At 59.0% G+C, this 23,822-nt stretch carries 8 protein-coding genes; 1 reads left to right on the forward strand and 7 read right to left on the reverse strand.

Features of this window, described 5'->3' with window-relative positions; translation table 11 throughout:
- Positions 1-52: 52 nt before the first annotated feature.
- From bchD to EKD03_RS14390, 7 genes are all read right to left on the reverse strand, one after another.
- A complete protein-coding gene (bchD, locus tag EKD03_RS14360) occupies positions 53-2,020 on the reverse strand; it encodes a magnesium chelatase ATPase subunit D (protein ID WP_238613531.1) in 1,968 nt (655 codons plus the stop codon).
- A 63-nt stretch (positions 2,021-2,083) separates the two neighbouring features.
- Positions 2,084-3,184 (reverse strand): magnesium chelatase ATPase subunit I, encoded by a 1,101-nt coding sequence (gene bchI / locus EKD03_RS14365; RefSeq protein ID WP_129632224.1) that lies wholly within the window; start codon positions 3,182-3,184, stop codon positions 2,084-2,086.
- Positions 3,185-3,856: 672 nt separating this feature from the next.
- A complete protein-coding gene (locus EKD03_RS18475; RefSeq protein WP_161569274.1) occupies positions 3,857-4,024 on the reverse strand; it encodes a hypothetical protein in 168 nt (55 codons plus the stop codon).
- Between the two features lie 53 nt (positions 4,025-4,077).
- Entirely contained in the window at positions 4,078-5,280 is a 1,203-nt protein-coding gene (locus tag EKD03_RS14375; RefSeq protein WP_238613532.1) for a chlorophyllide a reductase iron protein subunit X, read from the reverse strand.
- Positions 5,281-5,293: 13 nt separating this feature from the next.
- The gene (locus EKD03_RS14380; RefSeq protein WP_129632230.1) at positions 5,294-6,280 is read right to left on the reverse strand and encodes a zinc-binding dehydrogenase; all 987 of its coding nucleotides are present in this window, start codon (positions 6,278-6,280) and stop codon (positions 5,294-5,296) included.
- 15 nt (positions 6,281-6,295) lie between these two features.
- Positions 6,296-6,778 (reverse strand): 2-vinyl bacteriochlorophyllide hydratase, encoded by a 483-nt coding sequence (gene bchF / locus EKD03_RS14385; protein ID WP_238613533.1) that lies wholly within the window; start codon positions 6,776-6,778, stop codon positions 6,296-6,298.
- Positions 6,779-6,785: 7 nt separating this feature from the next.
- Positions 6,786-8,141 (reverse strand): BCD family MFS transporter, encoded by a 1,356-nt coding sequence (locus EKD03_RS14390; RefSeq protein WP_129632233.1) that lies wholly within the window; start codon positions 8,139-8,141, stop codon positions 6,786-6,788.
- 741 nt (positions 8,142-8,882) lie between these two features.
- Here EKD03_RS14390 and EKD03_RS14395 point away from each other — a divergent pair.
- The coding region (locus EKD03_RS14395; protein WP_129632236.1) for an SdrD B-like domain-containing protein at positions 8,883-23,822 on the forward strand (14,940 nt) is incomplete at its 3' end.

Consider the following 23,822-nt stretch of genomic DNA (forward strand, 5'->3'; position numbering starts at 1 on the left):
CTTCGCCGCCAACATACGAGAAAAAAGCAGATCCGCCCCAAGCGGAAATCGCCTAAGACTCGCTACTACTCGCATCAATCACCGCGTTAGCGATCTGGTCGGCACGCCCCTGCGGCAGGTAGACATAGCGCCCACCCAACCACGCGGCCAGTTGCTGGGCCTCGCCACGCGAAACGTAGCTGCGCTGGGTGTCAATCACCACCGCGCCAATGCCCGCCGACTTGAGCCGACTGCACAAGGTCTGCACCTCCATGCGCGCCTGAGCCATGCGCTCATCCTTACCCTGGCCGGGCATCGGCTGGAGCGGCACATTCGGACGGCCATCGGTAATCAGCACCAGCGTGGTGCGGTGAATACCCCGCGAGCGCGCCTGCTCAGCCACCTGGTAGGCCGAAAGCAACGCGGCTGCCAGGGGCGTCCCGCCACCCGTCGGCAAGACATCGAGCGCTCGTTTGGCCAACTCGACACTTTGCGATGGCGGTAGGAGCACGTCGGCGCGATCACCCCGGAAGGCAAGCAGCGCGACGTGGTCGCGGTGGACATACGCTTGCTGGAGCAGCGCATTCACCGCGCCCTTGGCCTGACGCATGCGGTGCAGCGCCATCGAGCCACTCGCATCAACCACAAAGCAGAAGAGCGTTCCGGCCTTACTGCGGAACTTCTTAATGTGCAGATCATCGGCCCGCAGACGAATCCGCGCCTGACGTTCGGCGGCCTTGCGGCGGCCTTCGAGCAGTTGGCGTTCAACCTCGGACTTGCGCGAATTCTGCCACGGCGCTGCGGCGCGCAAGGTTGCCACCACATCCAAGCGCCCCTGCCCCGGCAAACCGGGGATCGAACGGATGTGACGGCCACGGTTGCCAGAGGTATTGCCACGCGAACCACTGCGCCCACTGCGGCGGATACTGAAGGGCGTTGAGAGTACATCCGGTGGCACCTCGGCATCCAGCGCCGAGAGTACCAGATCCTCCACCGTCAGATCATCCTCTGGGGGTGGCGGCGGCTCCTCCTCCTGCTCCTCGTCCTCCGGCTTGTCCTCATTACTCGGTGGCGGCGGCTGCTCCGGCTCCGGCGGCTGCTCCTGTTCCGGCGGCGGCTCCGGCTCAAACTCCGGGGCGCGTGTCGCACGCGGCACCATCACAAAGCGCACCGCCCGCTCCAGATCCTCTTCGTTCACCTCCTCGCGCCCAACCAGTGCCGCCGAAGCCAGCGCCGCCCGCACCGCGAAGATGTCAGCCCGATGCCCCTCAACGCCCAACGCCAAACCGGCCTGGCTAATCTGCATCAGGTGGTGATCACTAATCTTGACCGAGGGCAACAACTCGCGCGCCGCCATAATGGTGGCCGCCAGCAATGCCTCCTCTTCATCATACGGGTTCTCGGCCTTTGCAGCCGCACGGATCTTGACCTTCGACTTGAGTCGCGCAACCGCATCGGCGTCCAAGTTGCGCCGCACGACTTCAGCCCGCGAGCGCGTCGGAGCCTGACCAATCGGGGCCACAATCAGACCCACGCGATCCAACAAGTGACGGCGCGGCGGTCCCTCAGCCGGATCATAGGTCGAGATGAGCGCAAAGCGCGCCAACTCCACCACGCTCAGACCTTCACGCTCAACCCGCACCACGCCACTATCCAAGGCCGACAGCAGATGGTTGATCGTGCTATCATCAAGCAGATTGACCCCATCGGCGTAGAGCAGGCCACCATCCGCACGCGCCAGCAGACCGCTGCGCAACACCCGTTCACCACGAGAGAGCGTGGCTTCAAGATCGAGGCCGCCCAACAAGCGATCTTCAGTTACCCCTACCGGCAACTCCACAAAGGGTGGCGGGGGGCCATCCACCGCCATACCAAAGAGGCGGAAGAAACTCCGGGCCAGGGTACTCTTCCCGGTGCCGACTCCAGCCGCGATCACCACCCCACCGAGGAGCGGATCAACCGCGAGCAGCAAAAGCGCCTGACGCGCCGTATCGAGACCGACGAGCGCAGAAAAGGGCAGGGCCGTATGCGTAGCTTTCACGAAACACCTCGTGCGCATAGATCATGCGGCGGGCAACAGCATATTGCCCGCCGCACCATCCATTTACGCCAGCACTTCTTCCACCGCCCGCTCGATCCGCACCGCATCGTCCTGGGTCTCCAGGGGGTCTTTGCGTAAGCGGTGACGCAGGGCAAGGATGGCGATGCGCCGCACGTCCTCAAGCTTCACCTCGTTATGGCCCTCAACGGCGGCCAGTGCAGTGGCCGTTCGGCTGAGCGTCAACTCACCACGGTGGCCGTCAATCTCCAACTTGACACACAACTCGGCGATCTTATAGAGCACCGGGTCAGGCAGCACCACATCGGGCAGGCGCTTCTGGGCACCCTTGATCTTGCGCTGGAGCTTAGCGGTCTCCTTATCCCATTTGGCCGCAAAGGCAAATGGGTCGGCGTCATAGTCCCGCCGACGGCGCACGATCTCAACCCGCTCCTCCACGTTGGTAATCGTGGTGATACGCGCATGCAGACCGAAGCGGTCGAGCAACTGCGGACGCAGATCGCCCTCTTCGGGGTTGCCGCTACCTACCAACACAAAGCGGGCGGGGTGGCGGATGCTGATACCTTCGCGCTCAACCACATTGGTACCGCTGGCCGCTACGTCGAGCAGCACGTCCACCAAATGGTCTTCGAGCAGGTTGACCTCATCAATATAGAGGAAGCCACGGTTGGCACGCGCCAACAGGCCCGGCGCAAACGCCTGGACACCCTGCGTCAGAGCGCGCTCAATATCGAGCGTACCACAGACCCGATCCTCCGTCGCGCCGAGCGGTAGGTCAACCACCGGCACCGGGATCGTCACCGTCGTGGTCTTCACCGGCGTCTTCTTGCCATCGCTGCTGGTGCAGCGCTCGCAGAGGCCAGCGGTGCGCTCAGGGGCACACGAGTAGGGGCAACCGGCCACCGCCTTGATCGGCGGCAACATCGCGGCCAACGCACGCACAGCCGTACTCTTGGCCGTACCACGATGACCCATGACCATCACACCACCAATCGTCGGGCTGACCACACACAGCAGCAGGGCCAGTTTCAGTTCTTCCTGACCAACGATGGCAGTAAACGGATACGGAGGAACAGGGGCGTTCGGGGTGGGTGCAGTACCATTGGGCGACGCCTGCGGCAGCGTCTCAAGAGTCTCTTTCGACATAGAAATTACTCATAGCGATCAGCAACATGGCCGAATCGCACGAACCAAGGGCTCTGGAGACAAACATCCCTCCAGAGCCCCTGCATCGGGCGCGGGGCAATTCCCACGCTACCTACCAGGTGCAAAGAGCCGTTACCAACTATTAGAAGGAGTCTTAGTCTCTGTCCCCGCAGCGGGCTTGCGATCTTTGTTGCGGGTACGACGAGCAAACGCCGTCACGTTGGTCCACAAGAATGTCAGAGCCAACGCGATAACCGTACACAAAAACGTGATCCAACACATCAACGCAGGAGCGATCGGGCCGATCATTTGCGTGGCTTCACCGAGACCGCTTGGCATAGCTTACTCCTGGTGGCACCCCAACGTCGAATTGGCGTAGAGGGCATGAACACTTCACGCATCTTTATGTCTTGCCGAACTTGGAATTTCTGGTTCTATTCTACCACATGTCGGCAATGGGGTGGAATAACCTCCGAGACATTGTCAGGGCATGTGCAATGTCATTGGGGCTGTGCCCCAAACCTTCATTTTTGTTGTGTTTTGGCGGCTTCGCCGCCAAAACACAACAAAAAATATCTTCGGGGGCGGCTTCGCCGCCCCCCAAACCCCCACCGGAGGTGACTTTGCACATGCCCTGGGGAGATTGTAGGGACGAGGCATCGCCTCTACTACCTACCTCCGCCAGAGCGGATTGACTAGATCCGGCATCTCGATGCCCGACTCGGTGTATGTATGGCTCAACGTCCAACAGCGGGCGACCAACCACCAGCGTAAGCGCAGATACCACGGGGCACGGACATAGTCGATCTGGGTCGTCTGGGGGTGTATCTGGAGCGCCATAGCTCACCTCACAGGCCACGCCTGGCTCCATGGTCAAACGCAGCACGTAACACTCAACGGTAGAGCGGACTCGCCGGACGACGCAGATCGACATAGCGATAGGTTTCGCCAGACTTCTGCAACGCGGCGAGAATGGCCATCTTGCTATCAAGCTCACGCTCATCACCAAAGCAGATGGTCGTATGACCGTCAATCGTCAGGGTCATGCCCTTTTTCGGATCGTGGTTGGCGTCGGTGACATACAGGCCCAACTCGGTGAGCAGGCGCGCCACCACCCGCCCAGTTGGGGCATCAAACAGCACCGGAGCCTCTGTCGGAGGCAACGCAGGCACCGCCAGGGTTACGGGGCGCTGGTTCCCGAAGAGCTCGGTCGAACTCGCTCCCGCCGGTACAATATCCGGCTCCTCAGCCCCAAAGACGTTGAGGAACTCGTCATACTCCAACGGGTGTACCTGATCCATCGCGACCGTCGGCAGGCTACGCTCAATAATCTGCTGCGCCAGCCGATCAAATATCGCGTTGAAGTCTTCATCTACCAGCGCGAGTTTGCAGGCATCGGCCATCTCGCGGATCTTACGATCCAGCGGGATGCTGGCCAGCACCGGCAGGTTGATACGCTCGGCGAAGCGCGCCGCCACCCCGCTGCCATCATCGCGGTTGACGACGAGACCCACCAAGCGCGTGTGCCCGCCCATACTCGCAAAGTACTTGGCGGCACTAGCAATATTGTTGGCCGCGTAGAGGCTCTGGCGATCATTGCCGCACAAAATGATCACCTCCTCGGCCAACGAGCGCGAGAGCGGGGTCGCAAAGCCACCACACACCACATCACCCAAGAAGTCCATCACCACATAGTCGAGCGCCCACTGGCTGAGGCCAAACTTCTCGAGCAGGTCGAAGCCAAAGGTGATGCCACGCCCACCACAGCCGCGCCCCACCTCCGGGCCACCAATCTCACAGCCATAGACCGTAGCCGCTCCATCCATGATCGCGGTCTTAAAGACCACATGCTCAACCTGAAGCGCATCCTCGCGACCCTCGGCCTTGTAGGTACGCCAGACATCGCCCAGCGTGGGCAGGCTCACGCCCCCGAACAGCGCATTACAACTATCGTGCTTGGGATCGCAACCGAGTTGCAAGACCCGATTGCCGAGCAGAGCCAACTTACTGACCAGATTGGTGGTGAAGAATGACTTGCCCATACCGCCCTTGCCATAGACGGCGATCATACGGGCCGATGGAGATGTACGCGCCATAGAGTTCTCGCTTCTAGCCCTCAGTCTCTGGTTGCGGCCATTCCACCACCACCTTGAGGCATGCCGGGTCCTCAAAGGCGAGCCGATAGGCGGCTTGGATGCGATCCAGCGGCACACGATGGGTGAGCAAGCCACTGACATCCAACTCACCCGCAGCGAGCATATCGCGCACCCGTGGCAGATCGCCATCGGGGCCAAACTGCCACTCACGGGCGATCAGGATCTGGGCCTCGCGCATGAAGAGCGGCGCGTAGGGCAGATTCATGGTGTCGTAGTAACCGAGCAACAAGACCCGCCCGTGGTTGGCGAGCAGCGGCAACGCCCCAGAGAGTGCGGTCATCGAGCCGGTGGCCTCGATCAGCACATTGATGTTGGCGTCACTAATCGCCTCATCGAGCAATTCGCGGTTAATATCCACCACCTGATCAGCCTGTGAGTGCGCCAAACGCACCGCCACCCGGTCGGCTACCGCCACAAAGGCGGCCCCCGCCAAACGCGCCAGACGCGCCGCCAACTGGCCCACAATCCCCTGGCCAAGCACTAGCACGCGATCTGTCGTGCGGATGTTGGCAAGATTAATGCCATGCAACGCAGTTGCCGCCAGCGCCAGGATCACTCCATTGACCGGATTGATCGTTCCTAGCGGAATGACTCGTTCGGCCTCGGCGCTAATAAACTCGCTCTGACCGCCCCATGCCGGATTGACCCCCTGGAAACAGCGAGCACCACCGATGTAGACCCACTGACCGAGCAGATCCTTAGGGGCCTTCTTGCCCACTTGGATCACCTGACCCACGGTTTCGTACCCCGGCACCACCGGGAAGAGCAACTGCGGCTGAGGCAAACGCCCATCGAGCAACATCCGCTCCGTCCCGGCACTGATCGAGGTATAGGCAGTACGGATCAGCACATCCCCCGCCCGTGGCTCCGTTACCTGCACGGTGCGGAGTTCAACCACATTGCGTCGCGGGATCACCACCGCACGAGATTTGATCGGCATAGTGTGCCGTCCTTGCTAGTTCTGCATTGACGTGGCCGCAGCCTCAGCCCGCTTGAGCGCACTGCGCTGTTGGGCGGAACGAACCCCACGCACGAGAAACTGTGCGGCATTGAAGAGGTAAGAGACATAGGCAAAGACCATCACCCACATCACGGTGCGATCATCGGCCCCCATCCACTGGGCGACAAAGTAGGCATTATGGGTAATGATCGCGATCAGGTTGCCGAGATCCTCCCAGAAGAACTCCTTCGCCATAAAGTAGTGGTCGTACATGTCGTACTCCCACAGCATGCCCGTGATCGTCAAGGCCCAGATCAACGTAATCTTGATCCAGATGCTGATCGTCGCAGCCCAATAGCCCTGGCCAGTGGTGAGGTAATAGATCACCAAACCAAAGCTAATCAGGAAGGCCACAAACTGGATGGGTGCCAGAATGATCTGCACCTTCGTCCATTTGGAACGGGCACGACGAGCGAGTTGATCCTCGGTGTACATCATAGAACTCTTATCCTGCGGTATCCATTGCAAGTGCGGTTGAGACATCGCGGCGGCTCAGACCCTTAAACTCCTGCACACTCACCCCGCGCAGGATAAGCACAGCCCCAACCATTAGTATGGCCTCGAAGCCAAAGATCATGGCATAGCCGATTTGGTAACTAATACCGATCTGCTCCATCAGTACCGTCACCAGTGCCCCACTAACGACATTAGCCAGCCCATTGCCCAGACCCTGCGCCATGCCCCACATGCCCATATAGAGCCCGGCCTGACCTGCGATAGTCATCTCCATCATCATCGAGAGGCTACCGACATTAAAGAAGCCAATCGCCAGACCCATCAGCAACAAAGCAGGGGTGATCAAACTAGCTTGATGGATGAAACTAGAGACAGCGATCACCCCCAACCCGATCGCAATCCCTACCGCACCAATCGAGGCAATCGTCTTCTTGGCAACCGGAACAAAGTTGGAGAAGAGACCGATCCCGAACATACCCAACAGCGCCCCAGCGCCCCATGCCTGCTGGAAGGCCGCCGTCTGCTTCTGGGGCATATCAAAGACCTGCTTGCCAAACGGTTCGAGGATGGCATCCTGCAAGAAGATGCCCATAATCCCCAGCAACACATAGAAGAAGAAGTTACGGGCCTGGGTATTCTCACCCATGATACGCGCTGCCACCCGCAACGTCCCCAGCGGCGAATCGGTCTCAGCCGGTTGGGCGGCCATCAACTTGGCGTGTTCTTCCTTGCTGATACGCGACTCAACCCCGATTAGGCCAACAAACATGGTGCCCAACACCACAAACGGGGTGAGGTTATACAGACTCTGCATCGCCTCTGGCGTATAGTGGGGCATGATCACCTGCGAGACAATTGAAGAGCCAATCCCACTAATGATCACCGCCGCCCACACCACCGCCACCGCGCCACCGCGTGACTTCTCAGGAATGACCTCGGCAATCAGGGCGTTGGAGGAACTGCCATTCATGGCCATCGCCATCCCGAAGAAGCCGATCAAGAAGAAGGCTTCGACCGTCGCCACAAGGCTCTGCTCGCCCAAACCAACCGCAATCGAGGGCAGGAAGAGCATCGGAACCGAGGCCAAAAGCCCACTGAGCAGAATGTAGGGGCTACGCCGGAAGCCCAGAATGGGATGCCGATCCGAAAGACGCCCCCAGTAGGGGTAGAGGAAAGAGATGAAGTGGTGCAAGCCGATCAGGGAGGTGACAATCACCGCAATCGCTTTGAGATCCCCAATCGCAACGCGATTAAAGTTGAAGGTGAGCAGCGCAAACATCCAACCCGCCCCCACCCGCGTAATCGCTAGTTGGATCGTCTTGATGATAATCCGCACAGCAGACATCGAGCTAACCTCTCTTCTTGATGACATATATGATGAAGATACAATCCAGAGGTGCAGTTGAGGGGGAATGAAGATCCATAGCAGCGCCGTGGTGTTGCATACCACTACACTCGACATCCCCAGACAACACCGTCCTAGGCGATAGTGTACACAAGACCGCCGAATCACAGCGTACCGCCCCAGACAAGGGGATGGTGTGCGATGGGGAGCGCTGCGTCGCTTGCATTTCTATGGCAATTTGATCGTGGGCGGAGTATAGCATAGCCATCCAAAACCTTCAATATCTACAAAAGCCGTGCAAGTGCTTGATACTAAAAAACTCGGTATGATATGTCAAATTTTATTTATGAGAGACAGATAAGAATTCCGTTTTAATGCCCTATTTTTGTTTTAGATTGACAGAATAACAAGATAGTTTAGCTATAAAAGCAATTCATTCGTAATGCGAAGGAAAAAGTTGCACAGGTTAGCGTTCCGGCGTCATATCCGGCATCCCCGACCGGCGTCCTTCGGATCGCCTTCGGCTCCCCTCAGGGTGACAACGCCCTTTCCGCCACGGGTGAGACCCGTTGGTTCCATGCATGTAATGTCTACAAACTATAGTAGAATAGCCCAACATTCTTCATCGCATACCGATACGTTCTGGTAAGACTCGGCACATATACTGCAAGGCCCATTGTCTCTTTGGAAACTCGTGATAGCGGTAACGAAGTAAGTAGTAGCCAACTGTAAGGCGCACCTATGTCACCTCGCATGCGACATTCCCTGCCGATCTCATTGTTCCTCATCGCAATCATTGTCTTGACGCTGCTGCCAGTTGGTCTCGCGCTCGCCGCACCCACCAGCACGCTGGATGTCCGCATTAGTACCAGCACCCCGGTGGTGGGAAGTGGCGACTGGGCGGTGATTAAGGTGGACTATAGTTGTTCGTCCATCTATAACACCACCTGTGATGATGTGGTGGTCTCGGTGCCAATTCCACCAGAACTGAGCCAGTTGGTACAGGATGTGCAGGTGCTCGATCTGAGTGGCGATACCGACGCAACCTACAGTCCTACTACGGCAACATGGACGTTTACTGATGATATTGCGCCTGGTAGTGCCGGTACATTTACGCTGATGGTGCGCTTCCCACGCGGGGCCACGCCCGATGGAGCCACGGCTACCCTGCGTGCCTCGGCCACCAGCACCAGCGCCCCGCCGGTCACCTCCAAACCGCTTACCCTCACCGCCACCGCCGAACCACGCACCCGCGCCGATAAGCGCTTTGTGTCGGGTGGGGTGCTCGATATCAATACGGTTTATCGGGTTGAGGTGTGTGTACCCGGTACGGTTGGGGTGGTGGATGTTACCGATCTTGACATCCGCGATACCTTGCCCGCAGGGGCTGAGTTTGTGAGTGCTACGGGTGGGGGTGTCTACAGTGCTGGCACCATCACCTGGGCTGACCGGGACATCATGGTTAGTGCGGGTGAATCTTGTGTGGGCTACGATGTCACGGTGCGCTTCCCCGATGCTACCTTTAATGTTGGTAACGAGATCCGCAATGACATGGAGGCCGATGTCACCTATAACAATGGCGCAACCGCCTTCCTGAGCGATTTTGATCTGCGGCTCATTCAGCCACCGACACCGAACCCTGGGTTTAGTAAGAATGGCCCGACTTCGGCATCTATTGGGGATATTGTCACCTATACCTTTACCTCCACCAATGCTGGTACCAGCCCGCTCGATGCGGGCCATACGATTACCGATCCGATCCCGGCTGAGTTGGAAGTGACCCGTATTACGGCGGGTACCCATAACCAAGCCCCTACGGTGATCCGGCTCCAGATTGAGTATCAGATTGATGGTACGACGACATGGAACCCGGTGCCCGGTTCACCCTTTACCAGTGGCGCATGTTTCAATATCGTTCCTAACACCGGCGGCAGTTGTGCTGACATCACCCTCGGTGTGGGTGAGCGGATTACCGCCCTGCGCTATACCTACCTCGATGCACTCCCCTACGGCTTTGCGGCCACCAATAACGGCTTTACTGCCGAGGTGATCAGTTCACCAATCAACCAGATTATTGTCAATACCGCCGATGCGCGCTATAGCTACAATGGCTATGAGATCCTGCGCCCGAGCGAGCGCCGTACCCGCGTGGTGGATAACTCTGATCCCGGTGCGCGGCCAACCCTCGGTAAGGCGGTCGATCCCAGTACGGTACAGTCAGGCGATGTTATCACCTATACCCTGACCCTGGTTAATAACAATAACAACTCCACGCCATTGATCAACCCCCAGATCTCCGACTTGTTGATCAACGAACTGCTCTATGTGGCGGGCAGCCAGGATATGATCCATGCGCCCGTTGGTACACCAGATCCTACATTTGAGCTTATTCCAAACTATAACGGTACCGGGAAAACATTGCTGAACTGGCAATGGGACAGCTACAGTCTGCCGCCGGGTGAAACAATCGAAATTGAGTTCCAGGCCCAGATTGCGCCCTATACCCCCGCGCAGTCGCTCAGTAATACCGCCTACCTCGCCGGTTGGGGCAACCAACCCGGCGATATTTGGATTGATAGTTGTACTGATAGTAGCCCCGATACCTACGACTTTGATAATGACGGGAATACCCAGGAGCAGATCTGTAGCTCGACGATTTCGAGCGTCAGCCTCGCTGCGGCAGCCAAAAGTGGCTCGCACAAGTTGGTGATGGGCCAACTCGATACCAAGTGGACCTACGATCCTGAGTTTGGCTATACCGTGCCCGGTGGAAGTGCCACCTACCAACTCACGATCACCAATACGGGCACCATCCCGATTGGGGAAATCACCCTGCTCGACATCTTGCCCTGGGTGGGTGACGTAGGTGTGCGTAGTTTTCAGCAAGACCGTGGCACCGAATGGCGGCCCTTCCTGGCCGAACCGATCACGGTTCCCTCCGGGGCGAGTGTCTTCTATAGCACCCAGACCAACCCCTGCCGCGCCCCCGATCTGAGTGTTGACCCAACGGATGACTCGCCTGGCTGTACCGCGCCGGTCTGGAGTAGCACGCCACCCGCTGATATTACGACGGTGCAGTCGTTTAAGGTTGAGTTTGGCGATCTGATCCTCATGCCCGAAGAGTCGGTGACGCTCACCGTCTCTATGCAGGCACCCTATAGCGATCCCGCCTTCCCTCCCGACCATAACCTGATTGCATGGAACTCGTTTGGCTACCGCGCACGGGCGATCAATTCGACCGAGTACCTGCTCTCCTCCGATCCACCGCGCGTCGGGATTAAGCGTGAAGCGTCCCAGCCTCCAGGGTATGGCAATTATGTCTGGTTGGATAACGACAAGGATGGGATCCAAGATGCTGGCGAACCCGGTATCAATGGTGCCCGCGTAGACCTCTTCCTTGATGATGATGGTGTCCCCGGCCCGAGTGCGGGTGATACCTTCATTGGTACGAAAGTTACCGGGCCGGATGATGCCGGTAATCCCGGTTACTACCTCTTCTCCGAGTCGTTTCCGTCCACCGATCCGCGTTACCCCGGCTACCTTGAACCCGGCGACTACTACGCCCAGTTTACCCCGCCGCTCGGCTATGGGCGCACGATTGCTGATCAGGGTGGTGATGGCACCGACTCCGATGCGAACCAGACCACTGGCCTGACGGCGGTTACTACCCTGGCAGCGGGTGAGATTGATCTGACCTGGGACGCTGGTGTCACCGCCAGCACCGCCGTGGGTAACTATGTCTGGATTGACCGTAATGCTAATGGTCTCCAAGACGAAGCCCCCGGCGATGGCGTCAATGGGGTGACGGTGCGCCTCTATACGAGTGGCGGTGTCCTCGTTGGTACCACCACCACCCATAACGATCCCTTTGGCCAGCCCGGTTACTATGTCTTCGATAACCTGACCCCTGGTAATTATTATGTCGAGTTTGTCGCACCGAGCGGCTTCACCTTCACCGACCAAAATAGCGGCAATGATGCCGCCGATAGTGATGCGAACCCCGCTAATGGGCGGACTGCGACCTTCACCCTGCTTGCCAACCAGTACGATCCCAACTGGGACGCCGGCTTGATCGTGACCGCCGGTACCCTGCAACTGGGCAATCTGGTCTGGCGCGATCTAGATAATAACGGGCGCTATGATCCGAGTGCGGGCGAGTCGGGCATCAATGGCGTTACGGTCAGCCTCTACCGCGACAGTAACAACGATGGGGTGCCTGATCCCGGCGAACATGTGGGCGACACGACCACCAGTACCCACCTCGGTCAACCCGGTTGGTACCAGTTTAGTAATCTGGAGGCTGGAAGCTATATTGCCGTCCTTGAGGCGAGTAACTTCGCCTTTGATGGCGCACTGCGCGATCTGCGAACCAGCACCGGCAATGATCCCGCGCCCGACCCCGACACTGACATTGACCAGGACGATAATGGCTTTACTCAGGGTGCGCGGATCATCAGCCAACCGATTACCCTCAGCGCCAATGGCGAACCGAACACCATTGTTGATGGTGATGATCGTAATGCTAACCAGACCCTCGACTTTGGTCTGATTGGTGGAGCCGCGCTGGGTAATCGAGTCTGGTTTGATACCGATAGTGATGGTGTTCAGGATGTTGGTGAGTTGGGCGTGGCCGGGATTACGGTTGAACTGCTCAACGACGTTGGCACCGTGCTCAAGACCACCACCACCAATGCCGATGGCATCTACGGCTTTGCCGACCTTGCCCCCGGCGATTATCGGGTGCGCTTCAGCGACCTGCCGAGTGGCCACACCTTCACCAGCCTGAATAGTGGCAGCGATACGGGCCTCGACTCGGACGCCAATCCGGGTACCGGCACCACGGTGCTTACCACACTGGTTCTGAATGAGACCGACCTGAGTTGGGATGCCGGTTTGGTCGCAGCCCTTTCCAGTTTGGGCAACCGGGCCTGGGACGACCTGGATCGGGATGGAATTCAGGATGCGGGCGAACCCGGCATCAATGGGGTGACGGCCTCGCTCTACCGTGCCGATGGTACCTTTGTGACCAGTACCGTTACCGCAAATGTTGCCGGTGAAGATGGTATCTACGGCTTTAGCAACCTGCCCCCCGGCGACTACTATGTGGTCTTTAGTAATCCGCCCGCTGGCTATGCGATCAGCCCGATCAACACCGGCACTGATGACACCATTGACAGCGATGCGGATCGGGTAACTGGGCAGACAGCGATCACCACGCTCCTTCCCGGTGAGAATGACCCGACCTGGGATCTGGGCATCTTCACCTATGCCAGTATTGGCGACCGAGTGTGGAATGACTATGACCGCAACGGGGTTCAGGATGGCGGCGAGAGTGGCGTGCCAAATGTGACGGTGCGGCTCTACCAGCCGGGGAGTAGCATCCCGCTTGCCAGCACTACCACCAACAGTAGTGGTAATTACAGCTTTAGCGGCCTGATCCCGGATCGTGAGTACTATGTCGAGTTTGTCATGCCCTCTGGTTACAAGCCGACTGGCCAGAACGTAGGGGCAGACGATGGTATCGATTCGGATGCCAGCCTCTTAACCTTCCAGACCATTCCGACCGAGTTATCTACGGGTGAGAACGATATTACCTGGGACTTCGGTATCTACCAGACGGCCAGCATCAGTAATCTGGCCTGGCTCGATCTGGATGCCGATGGTGTTCAGGATGCCAACGAGACCAATGGCGTGCCGGGGGTGCAGGTCATCCTGTATAACCAGGTCGGCAGCGCGATTGATAGCACCGTCACCAATACGAGTGGTATCTACAACTTTTCGGGCCTCGAACCGGGGATCTATTCGCTGCGCTTCCTATTGCCAGACACCTACATCCTAAGCCCGCAGGATGCGGGTGGGAATGATGCCACTGATTCGGATGCCGCGCCAGTCACCTTCACCACAATCCAGACCGAACTCATCCCCGGTGAGAATGACATGACCTGGGATATCGGCCTCTTCCAGCCCTCAGCGCTGGGCGACCGGGTCTGGCATGATGTGAACGGGAATGGTGTACAAGACCCCGGCGAGGATGGGATTGAGAATGTTGTCGTCACCCTCTACACTCCCGGCCCGGACGGGGTGATTGGTGGTGGCGATGATGTAGCGGTGGGGTCACCGGACACCACCGATGCGGACGGGAACTACCGCTTCGACAATCTCGCCCCCGGCACCTACTATGTGGTCTTTGGGGCAACCCCCGGCTATACCAATGTCTCGCCGGCCAACAGCCCAAGCGGGGATAGTGACAATAATAGCGACGCCGACCAAACAACACGCACCACCCCGCTGATCACGCTACCCTCTAGCACCAGCGACATGAGTTGGGACATGGGCGTCTACAACACCGTTGGGCTGGGTAATTATGTTTGGGTTGATACGAATGCCGACGGTATCCAGAATGAACCGGCCAGCAACGGCGTGAATGGGGTCACGGTTAGCCTCTACACCATCAACGGCATGTTCGTGGGTACGGACACAACCGAAAATGATGGCTTGGGCAACCCCGGTTACTACCTCTTCCCCGATCTAGCACCCGGTAACTACTACGTGGTCTTTAGCGACATCCCCGCCGATCATGTCTTTACCCAGCGCGATCAGGGCGGTGACAACGCGCTAGATAGTGATGTCCTCCAAGTGATCACCGGCCTTGGCGAGATCACCGGCGTCAGCAGCATGATCAGCCTGAGTTCCGGCCAACCCGACGACCTCACCTGGGATGCCGGTATTTTCCCGGTGATCAGTGTTGGTGATGTGGTGTGGCTGGACGCCAATGCGAATGGTATCCAAGACCCTGACGAGCGGGTGTATACCGATGTCAATGGCAATGGAAATATAGATGTGGGTGAGACACCCGGCGTGGCGGGGGTGCGGGTTGAACTCTACAACGATAGCGGCGATCTGGTTGATGTGACCTACACCAACCTGGATGGCAACTACCTCTTTGAGGGTCTCTTCCCCGACACCTACCACATTGTCTTTAGCAATATTCCGGCGGGCTACCAGCGCAGCCCGGAGAATCGCGGCGCAGATGATGCCGTGGATAGCGATGCCGATAGTAGTTACACCATCCCCGATTTCCCCACCCCGGCCACCGATCTGACCCGCGATATGGGGCTGTATGAGTTGGCCAGCATTGGCGATTATGTCTGGCATGATGTCAACGCCAACGGTGTTCAGGAAGCGGGCGAGCCACCGATTGCCAATGTGAGCGTGCGCTTGGTGGGCACCGATGGCACCGGCGCGGCGGTTGATCTGAACACCACCACCGATAGCAACGGCTACTACCGCTTCCAGAATCTGGTGCCCGGTAACTACCACGTCGAGTTCACCATGCCCGCTGGCTATGATCGCGCCAGTGCGCCGGATCGTGGCACGGATAACACTCTGGATAGTGATATTGACACCACCACCCTGCGCACGCCCGACACCGAACTGCGCAGTGGTGAGAATGATCTGACCTGGGATGCTGGGTTCTACTCCGTCCTCCGGCTGGGCAACTTGGTCTGGCATGATCTGAATAACAATGGCCTCGCCGATGATGGTGCCACCGGCATTCCGAATGTCGATGTGGTGCTGACCGGCACCGACGGCTTGGGAAATCTGGTCAACCTCACTGACACCACGGATAGCAACGGGTTGTATCTCTTCGAGAACCTTATGCCCGGCGAGTATGTGGTGACGATTCCGGCCAGCAACTTCAGTGGCGCAGGGGCACTTGCCGCAACCAGCAATCAGCCCGCCTACGTCAGCAGTAGCGGCACCAACGGGAGCCTGAGTGGCCCCTATGAACCCGCCGCCGACCCCGACAACAACACCGACAACAACGACAATGGTACCCTGAGTGGTAGTGCCGTGGTGGCTCAGCCGATCACACTGCGCTCGCAGGATGAGCCACTTGTGGCGGTTGACACCGACGACAACAACGGCAACCTGACGGTGGACTTCGGCTTCTTCCGCCCGCTCAGCCTAGGCAATCTGGTCTGGAATGACCTGAATAACAATGGCCTAGTTGATGGTGGCGAGAGCGGCATTGATAATGTCACGGTTCAACTCTACCGCGACGACGGTGACAATACATACGATGCGGGCGATACCCTGATCACAACCGATACCACTAGTGGCGGTGGCCTCTACAACTTTGAGAATCTGGCCGGCGGCAACTACTTTGTGATCATCCCGGCCAGCAACTTTAGCGGAACCAACGCCCTAGCCGCGAGTGGCGGTATGGCCGCCTACCGCAGCAGCACCGGGATCAATGGCAGTGCCACTGGCCCCTACGAGGCACCCAGCGCGAACGATCTGGACAACAACGATGACGGCACAACCATCGGGAGTGATGTTGTCTCGTTCATGGTCACGTTGAGTGATGGTGGCGAGCCACCTAGTGGCGTGGATACTGATGGTCTCAATGGCAACCAGACCGTAGACTTCGGCTTCTTCCGCCCGGCCCGATTGGGTAATCTGGTCTGGCTTGACCGTGACGCCGACGGGATTCAGGATGGCGGCGATGAGACCGGCATCAATGGTGTTACCGTCACGCTGCTGGATAGCGCCGGAAGCCCGGTGGACGGCGACCCGGTCGCACTAGGAACCCAAGCGATCACCACCGTAACGGCGGGCGGCGGCACCTATCAGTTCACCAATCTGGCTCCTGGCGATTACCGGGTGGGCTTCACGCCACCCGCCGACTACTACCATAGCCGCACCGGGGCGGGTACCGCCGCCACCGATAGCGACGCTGATCCGGCCACCGGCTGGACCGCAACCACGACGCTCACCCCCGGCGAGAGTGATCAGACCTGGGATACCGGCCTCTACCAAAAAGTACGGTTGGGCAATCTGGTCTGGGATGATCTGAATAACAATGGCCTCGCCGATGATGGGGCCACCGGCATTGAAGATGTCGAGGTGGTACTCACCGGCACCGATGGCGCGGGAAATACGGTCAACCTCACTGATACCACTGATAGTAACGGGTTGTATCTCTTCGACAACCTCGTGCCCGGTATCTATACCGTCACCATCCCGGCGATCAACTTTACCGGGGCCGGGGCGCTGGCACCCAGTGGAGATCGTCCCGCCTACCGCAGCAGTACCGGCACCAACGGGAGTGCAACGGGGACGTATCAAGTCGCGCCCGACCCAGATAACAACACCAACAATGATGACAACGGCAGCACCAGCGGCAGTGATGTGGCGGCGCTTCCCGTCACGCTGCGCTCGCAGGATGAGCCGCTGGTGGCGGTTGATACCGATGATAACAACGGCAACCTGACAGTAGACTTCGGCTTCTTCCGTCCGCTCAGCCTGGGCAATCTGGTCTGGAATGATCTGGACAACGATAAGACCTTTGATAGCGGGACGGAAAACGGGATTAACGGGGTGAGGGTAGAACTCTACCTCGACACTGACAGCAATAACGTCTACACCGCTGGTACCGACACGCTCGTCACCTGGACGACAACCGATGTCAACGGCAACTACCTCTTCGACAACCTCATCCCCGGCAACTATGTAGTGGTCATTCCAGCCACCAACTTTGGGGCGGGTGGGGCGCTGCGCTACTTCCGCAGCAGCGACAGTGGAGCAGCGACCGATAGCGCCACCGACCCCGACACCGGCGACACGAATAATGACGACAACGGCGTCGGCCCAAGTAGTGGTGTCGCTACGGCACTGGTAAGCAGTGGCGCGGTGACGCTCAGCCTGAATGGCGAGCCGATCAACGACGGCGACACCAACAGCAACAGCAACCTCGCGCTCGATTTCGGCTTCTACAGCCTGAGTGTGGGTAACTTGGTGTGGCGCGATGACGATAATGATGGTATCAAAGATGCTACTGAGACGGGCTTTGATGGGTTGACCGTCGTTCTCTACTATGATGCCGATAATGATGGCATCATTGACACCTCTGCGGAAACAATCCTTACCAGCAACGACGGCCACTACTTCTTCGGGGGACTGCGCAGCGGTGGCAACTACGAGATCCGCGTGACGACCCCTGGTGCCGATTGGGTTTCCAGCACAGGTGGTGCCAACGGAGTTGCGACTGGTCCCTACGAGCCAGGGCTTGACCCGGATGCCCCGGATAACGATGTAGTTGACAACAACGACAATGGAACCCAGCAGGCTGGTGCGAATACCGTCAGCAGCCCGATCTTCCAGGTCAACGTCGGCACAGCGCCAACCACCGAGAGCGACTTGGTTATGCCCACCGGCGTAACCGACCCGGCGGCGAACAATAGCTCCAACCTGAGCATTGACTTCGGCCTCTTCAACCATGCCCGCATGGGTGATTTGGTCTGGATTGATACCAACGGTAATGGGGTGCAGGATGCGAGCGAGACGACGGGTGTAGCCGGAATTACGGTGACGCTGTATGACAGTGGTGGCACTGAGATCGCTCATACAGACACGGATTCAAACGGCCTCTACAGCTTCAGCTACCTGAATCCGGGTGACTACTATGTCATCTTCGATCTCGGCGACATCTCACCCGACTTTGCAGTAAGCCCGGCCAATGCAGGTGGCACCGCCGCGACCAACAGCGACGCCAGCCAGACCACCGGCCAGACCAGCACCTTCACGCTAACCTACGGCGATAACGACACCGACTGGGACATGGGCATCTACCCACGGGTGAGCTTGGGCAACTTGATCTGGGACGATCTTGACAATGATGGTCTCGCAGATGTGGGTGAGCCAGGGATTCCCAATGTACAGGTTGATCTCTACAACGACACCAACAGCAATGGCACCTACGACGCAGGTACTGACACGTTTGTAGTGAGCCAGGACACCAATGGCACCGGCAACTACCTCTTCACCCGGCTGGAGCAGGGCGACTACCTCGTGGTCATCCCGGCGAGCGAGTTTGCCAGCGGTGGGCCGCTCTACCGCTACCGCAGCAGCACGGGTCAAAATGGACTCGGTATTAATGTCTACGAGCCAGCCCCCGACCCGGATGATGGCGTCGGTGCGCCTACGGCCAACAATACCAACAATGACGATAACGGTACCGACCATGGGGATGGTTACACCTTCACACGGGCGATCTCGCTCAACCCCAGCTATGAACCGACTAATGACGGTGACACCGACCCGAACACCAACCTGACCCTAGATCTGGGTTTCTTCCAGAACCTGAACCTGGGCAACTTGGTGTGGGAAGATACGGATAATAACGGTATCTATGATAGTGGCGAACCGCTGCTGGATAACGTGCTGGTTGAACTCTACATGGACGATGGTGATGGCAGTTACGACGCGGGCGACAGCCTGATCAATACCACCACCACCGGTATCAATGGTATCTACAACTTCGATGACCTCATTCCCGGCAACTACATCGTCGTACTACCGGCCAGCAACTTCAATGCTGGTGGACGGCTAGAGGCCACTGGTGGCCTCGCGGCCTACCGCAGCAGCACGGGCGTTAATGGGGTTGCCACTGGCCCGTATGAGGGTGCGGGCATCGCCGATCCCGACAACGATCTGGACAACCGCGATGACGGTACCACCATCGGTAGTGTCGTGGCCAGCCTGCCGATCACACTGGCTCGCAATCTGGAGCCACCGGTTGTTGATGATGGCGACGGTACCAACGGCAATCAGACCGTAGACTTCGGCCTCTTCCGCCCGGCCAGCCTGGGGGATCGGGTCTGGAACGATCTGAACGCGAACGGTATCCAGGATGCGGGTGAAGTGGGGATTACGGGTGTCATCGTGAGCCTGCTTGATGGCAGCGGTAACCCCGTCCTTGATGCGGCGAGTAATCCGATTACCGCGACGACCGATGGCACCGGTGCCTATCGCTTTGATAATCTCATCCCCGGTACCTATAGCGTCAGTTTTACCAAACCGGCCACCTACATCTCTACACTGGTGGATCAGGGGGCTGATGCTGCTGCCGATAGCGATGCCGACCGCAGCACGGGTGTGGCGACGGGCACCACCACACTGGTTGAGGGGCAACATGATCCGAACTGGGACGCGGGCTTCTACCGACCGATCAGTATCGGGAATCAGGTCTGGTACGACACTAACAATAATAATGCACGTGGTGGAACTGAAGTAGGCATCAATGGGGTGCAGGTTGAACTCTTCTATGATGCAAATAATGATGGGAGTATCAGCGGGGCTGAAACTACCCCGGTCGCGGTGACGACCACCGCTGCCGATGGCACCTACCTCTTCACCACCCGCAACAACACCAACTCAGAACTACTCAACCCTGGCACCTACCGCGTGGGTATCCCGGCGAGCCAGTTTGAGCCGGTGGCGGGTGTGCTACGCGGTTACTACAGCAGCCGCGTCACGATGACGAACGCTGGAGTCTTGACCGAGACCGGCCCGCCCGATCCCGACACCAATGCGAGCGACACGGACGACAATGGTGCCCGCCAGACCAGCGGCTTCTACAACGGCGGCGTGCTGAGCCTGCCGGTGACGATTGTGGCTGGCAGCGAGCCAATTAACGAGAACCCCGACGTTGACCCGAATACCGCCGAGCGCCCGGATAACAGCGACAACCAGACGGTGGACTTCGGGTTCTACACGGCGAGTGTGGGCAATATCGTCTGGGACGACAATGGTAGTGGAACCCTCGCCGATGGTCTCCGTAACGGAGCAGAGTCGGGGATAGCCAACGTGCGCGTGCGCCTGTTTGCCCAGAATGGCAGCACCGAGATCCCGGTTGGCCCGGATGGGTTGCTGGGTACCAGCGATGATGCCACGGGCGGGATGCTGACCGATCCTGCCGGCAACTACAGCTTCGGGCGCTTGCCTGGGGGAAACTACCGCGTGCAGATCGAGCTGCCGACGGGATATGTGAGTACCCGCGATACGGCGCAGAGCGCTACGCCGAGCGGCAATACCGATAACGATGATAACGGAATCGGGAGTGACCAGACGGCCACCACGGTGATGAGTAATGAATTCACGTTGGTGCCGGGGGGCGAGCCAAGTGTTGATAATAACACGGGCAGTAGCGACGATCCCACGATTGACTTTGGTATCGTGCGCGACTATTCGCTGGGCAACCGCGTCTGGGAAGACCTCGACAATGATGGCCTGTTGAACAATGGTGAGATCGGGCTGGACGGGGTCGTTGTGCGGCTCTACATGGCCGATGGCACTACCCGCGCCAGCCACATCACCGGTGTGCAGGTGGCCGATCAGACCACAATAAATGGTGGCTACTATCGCTTCGACAACCTGCCCGCAGGCGACTACATTGTCGAGGTGTTGGCGGCCAACTTCATCAATAACAATCCGCTGCGTGGCTACTTCAGCAGCACCGGGGCGGGCCAAGAGGCTGACCCGGATGGTGGCAGCGATAGCAACGATAATGGCCTAGACACCTCGGTGGCCGGGGCGACCCGGAGCGCGGTGGTGACGTTGGGTGAGGGGAGCGGCATCCTTGAGCCAACTGGCGATAATGACCCCGTCACCAACCCGCTCGACAGCAGCGAAGCGCCCGATGCTCAGTCAAACCGCACCGTGGATTTCGGCTTTGTGCCGATCTACTCGCTGGGCAACCGGGTCTGGCATGACACCAATAACAACGGGCTGATGGATGGTACCGAAACCGGCATCGAAGATGTCACCGTGCGGCTCTACGAGGCCGATGGAACGACACAGGCACGTGATATCCTAGGTAATCTGGTGGCCAACCAGGATACCGACGCCAACGGCTACTACCGCTTCGATAACCTGCTGGCGGGTGACTACATCGTGGAGATCGTAGACACCAACTTTACTGGTACTGGTGCATTGGTGACCTACGTCAGCAGCAGCGGCGCGGAGACTGACCCCAATAGCGACGGCGACCGCAACGACAATGGCCTGGACATCCCGGTGCTTGGGGCCATCCAGAGTGGCGTGGTGACGCTCGGTGGCAACGCCGAACCAAGCACCGACAACGATCCGGCGACCAACCCGGAAGTCGGGGAATCGCGTAATGACCGCTCGAACCGCACGCTGGACTTCGGGTTCTACCAGCCGGTGAGTATCGGTAATCGGGTCTGGTACGACACGGATAACAGCCGCACCTTCGATGTCGGCGAACAAGGCATCAATGGTGTGCGCGTCGAACTCTTCTTCGATGCGGATGGCAACGGCAGCATTGGGGCAGGCGAGACCAGCCCGGTGGCGGTGGCCTTCACTGCCGCTGATGGCACCTACCTCTTCACCCAACTGACCGATAGTGACGGTAACCCGCTGGCGACAGCGCAACTGCTGCGCCCCGGCACCTATGTGGTGGGTATCCCGGCGAGCGAGTTGACGGGCGCACTGCGTGGCCTCTTCAGCAGCGGGACGACCATTGACCTCAGTGGTGCCCGCAGTGAGACCGCGCCCGCCGATCCCGATGGAACACCGGATGTTGACGGCGATGACAACGGGCAACTCCAGATCAGCGGCTTCTACAATGGGGGCGTGCTGAGTCTGCCGCTGACGGTGGAGGCGCTGAACCAGCTAACCGGTGAGAACCCGGACAGCGACCCCAACCCCAGCTATCGCCCGGATAGCAGCGACAACCAGACCGTGGACTTCGGGTTCTATGGGATGAGCCTGGGCAACTTGGTGTGGCTGGATGACGGTAACGGTGGTGGTACCGCCAACGACGGCATCCGCAACGGCAATGAAGCGGGGATTACCGGGGTCACCGTGCGGCTGCTCGCCAGTGACGGCACGGTGCTGCAAACCACCGCGACCGACGCCAATGGGCGCTACCTCTTCACCGGCTTGGCCGAGGGAACCTATTCTGTTAGCGTAGCGATCCCCAACGGCCTCCAGTCGAGCCGCGACCCGGCACAGGCGGGGACACCCAATGCGCTCGATAATGACGACAATGGTGTTATTGTCAATCCGACCACGATGCAGAGCGTCCCGGTGATCCTGGATGCAGGCGCAGCCCCGACGGGTGAGATCGATCAAGGCGTGACGACCGGGGCGGGTATGGGCAACCCGGTGCAGACTGACAACCCCAATACCCTGGATGAGAACTCTAACCTGCACGTGGACTTCGGCTTTGTGCCGCTGGACTGGGGCGACTTGCCCGCGCCGTATGCGACCCTGAACGCCAACAATGGCCCGCGCCACGGCCTGACCACCGGCCTCCAGATTGGCGCAACGGTGGACACCGAGACTGACGGCCAGCCCAGCGCTGCCGCTGATGGCGACGGTGCGGACGAGGATGGCGTCAGCTTCCCGACCTTCTACACCGGGTTGCCCGCCAACGTCACCGTGAATGTCACCAACACCACCGGACGTGACGCGACCCTGTACGGCTTCATGGACTTCAACGGCGATGGCGACTTTGCCGACGCAGGGGAGACGGTCACGCTGGCCATCCCCGATAGCACCACCGGCAACCAGACCCTCACCTTCAATGTACCGAATGATGCGGTGGTGGGCAGCCAACTGGGTGCGCGCTTCCGCCTGAGCAGTGATCCGAGCCTGACCGCGACTGGCCCGGCCAGTGACGGTGAGGTTGAGGACTACCTGATTACCATCACCCCGACCTACAGCCTGGGCAACCGGGTCTGGCACGACACCAATAACAACGGGCTGATGGACAGCGGCGAAGCCGGCATTGAAGACGTGACCGTGCGCCTGCTCGACAGCGCGGGCAACCCCGTCACCAATCTGACCGGGATGGGCACCGCAACCACCGAC

Origin of the sequence: Candidatus Oscillochloris fontis, assembly GCF_004138135.1 — a bacterium.
In the GTDB taxonomy this organism is placed as follows: domain Bacteria; phylum Chloroflexota; class Chloroflexia; order Chloroflexales; family Chloroflexaceae; genus Oscillochloris; species Oscillochloris fontis.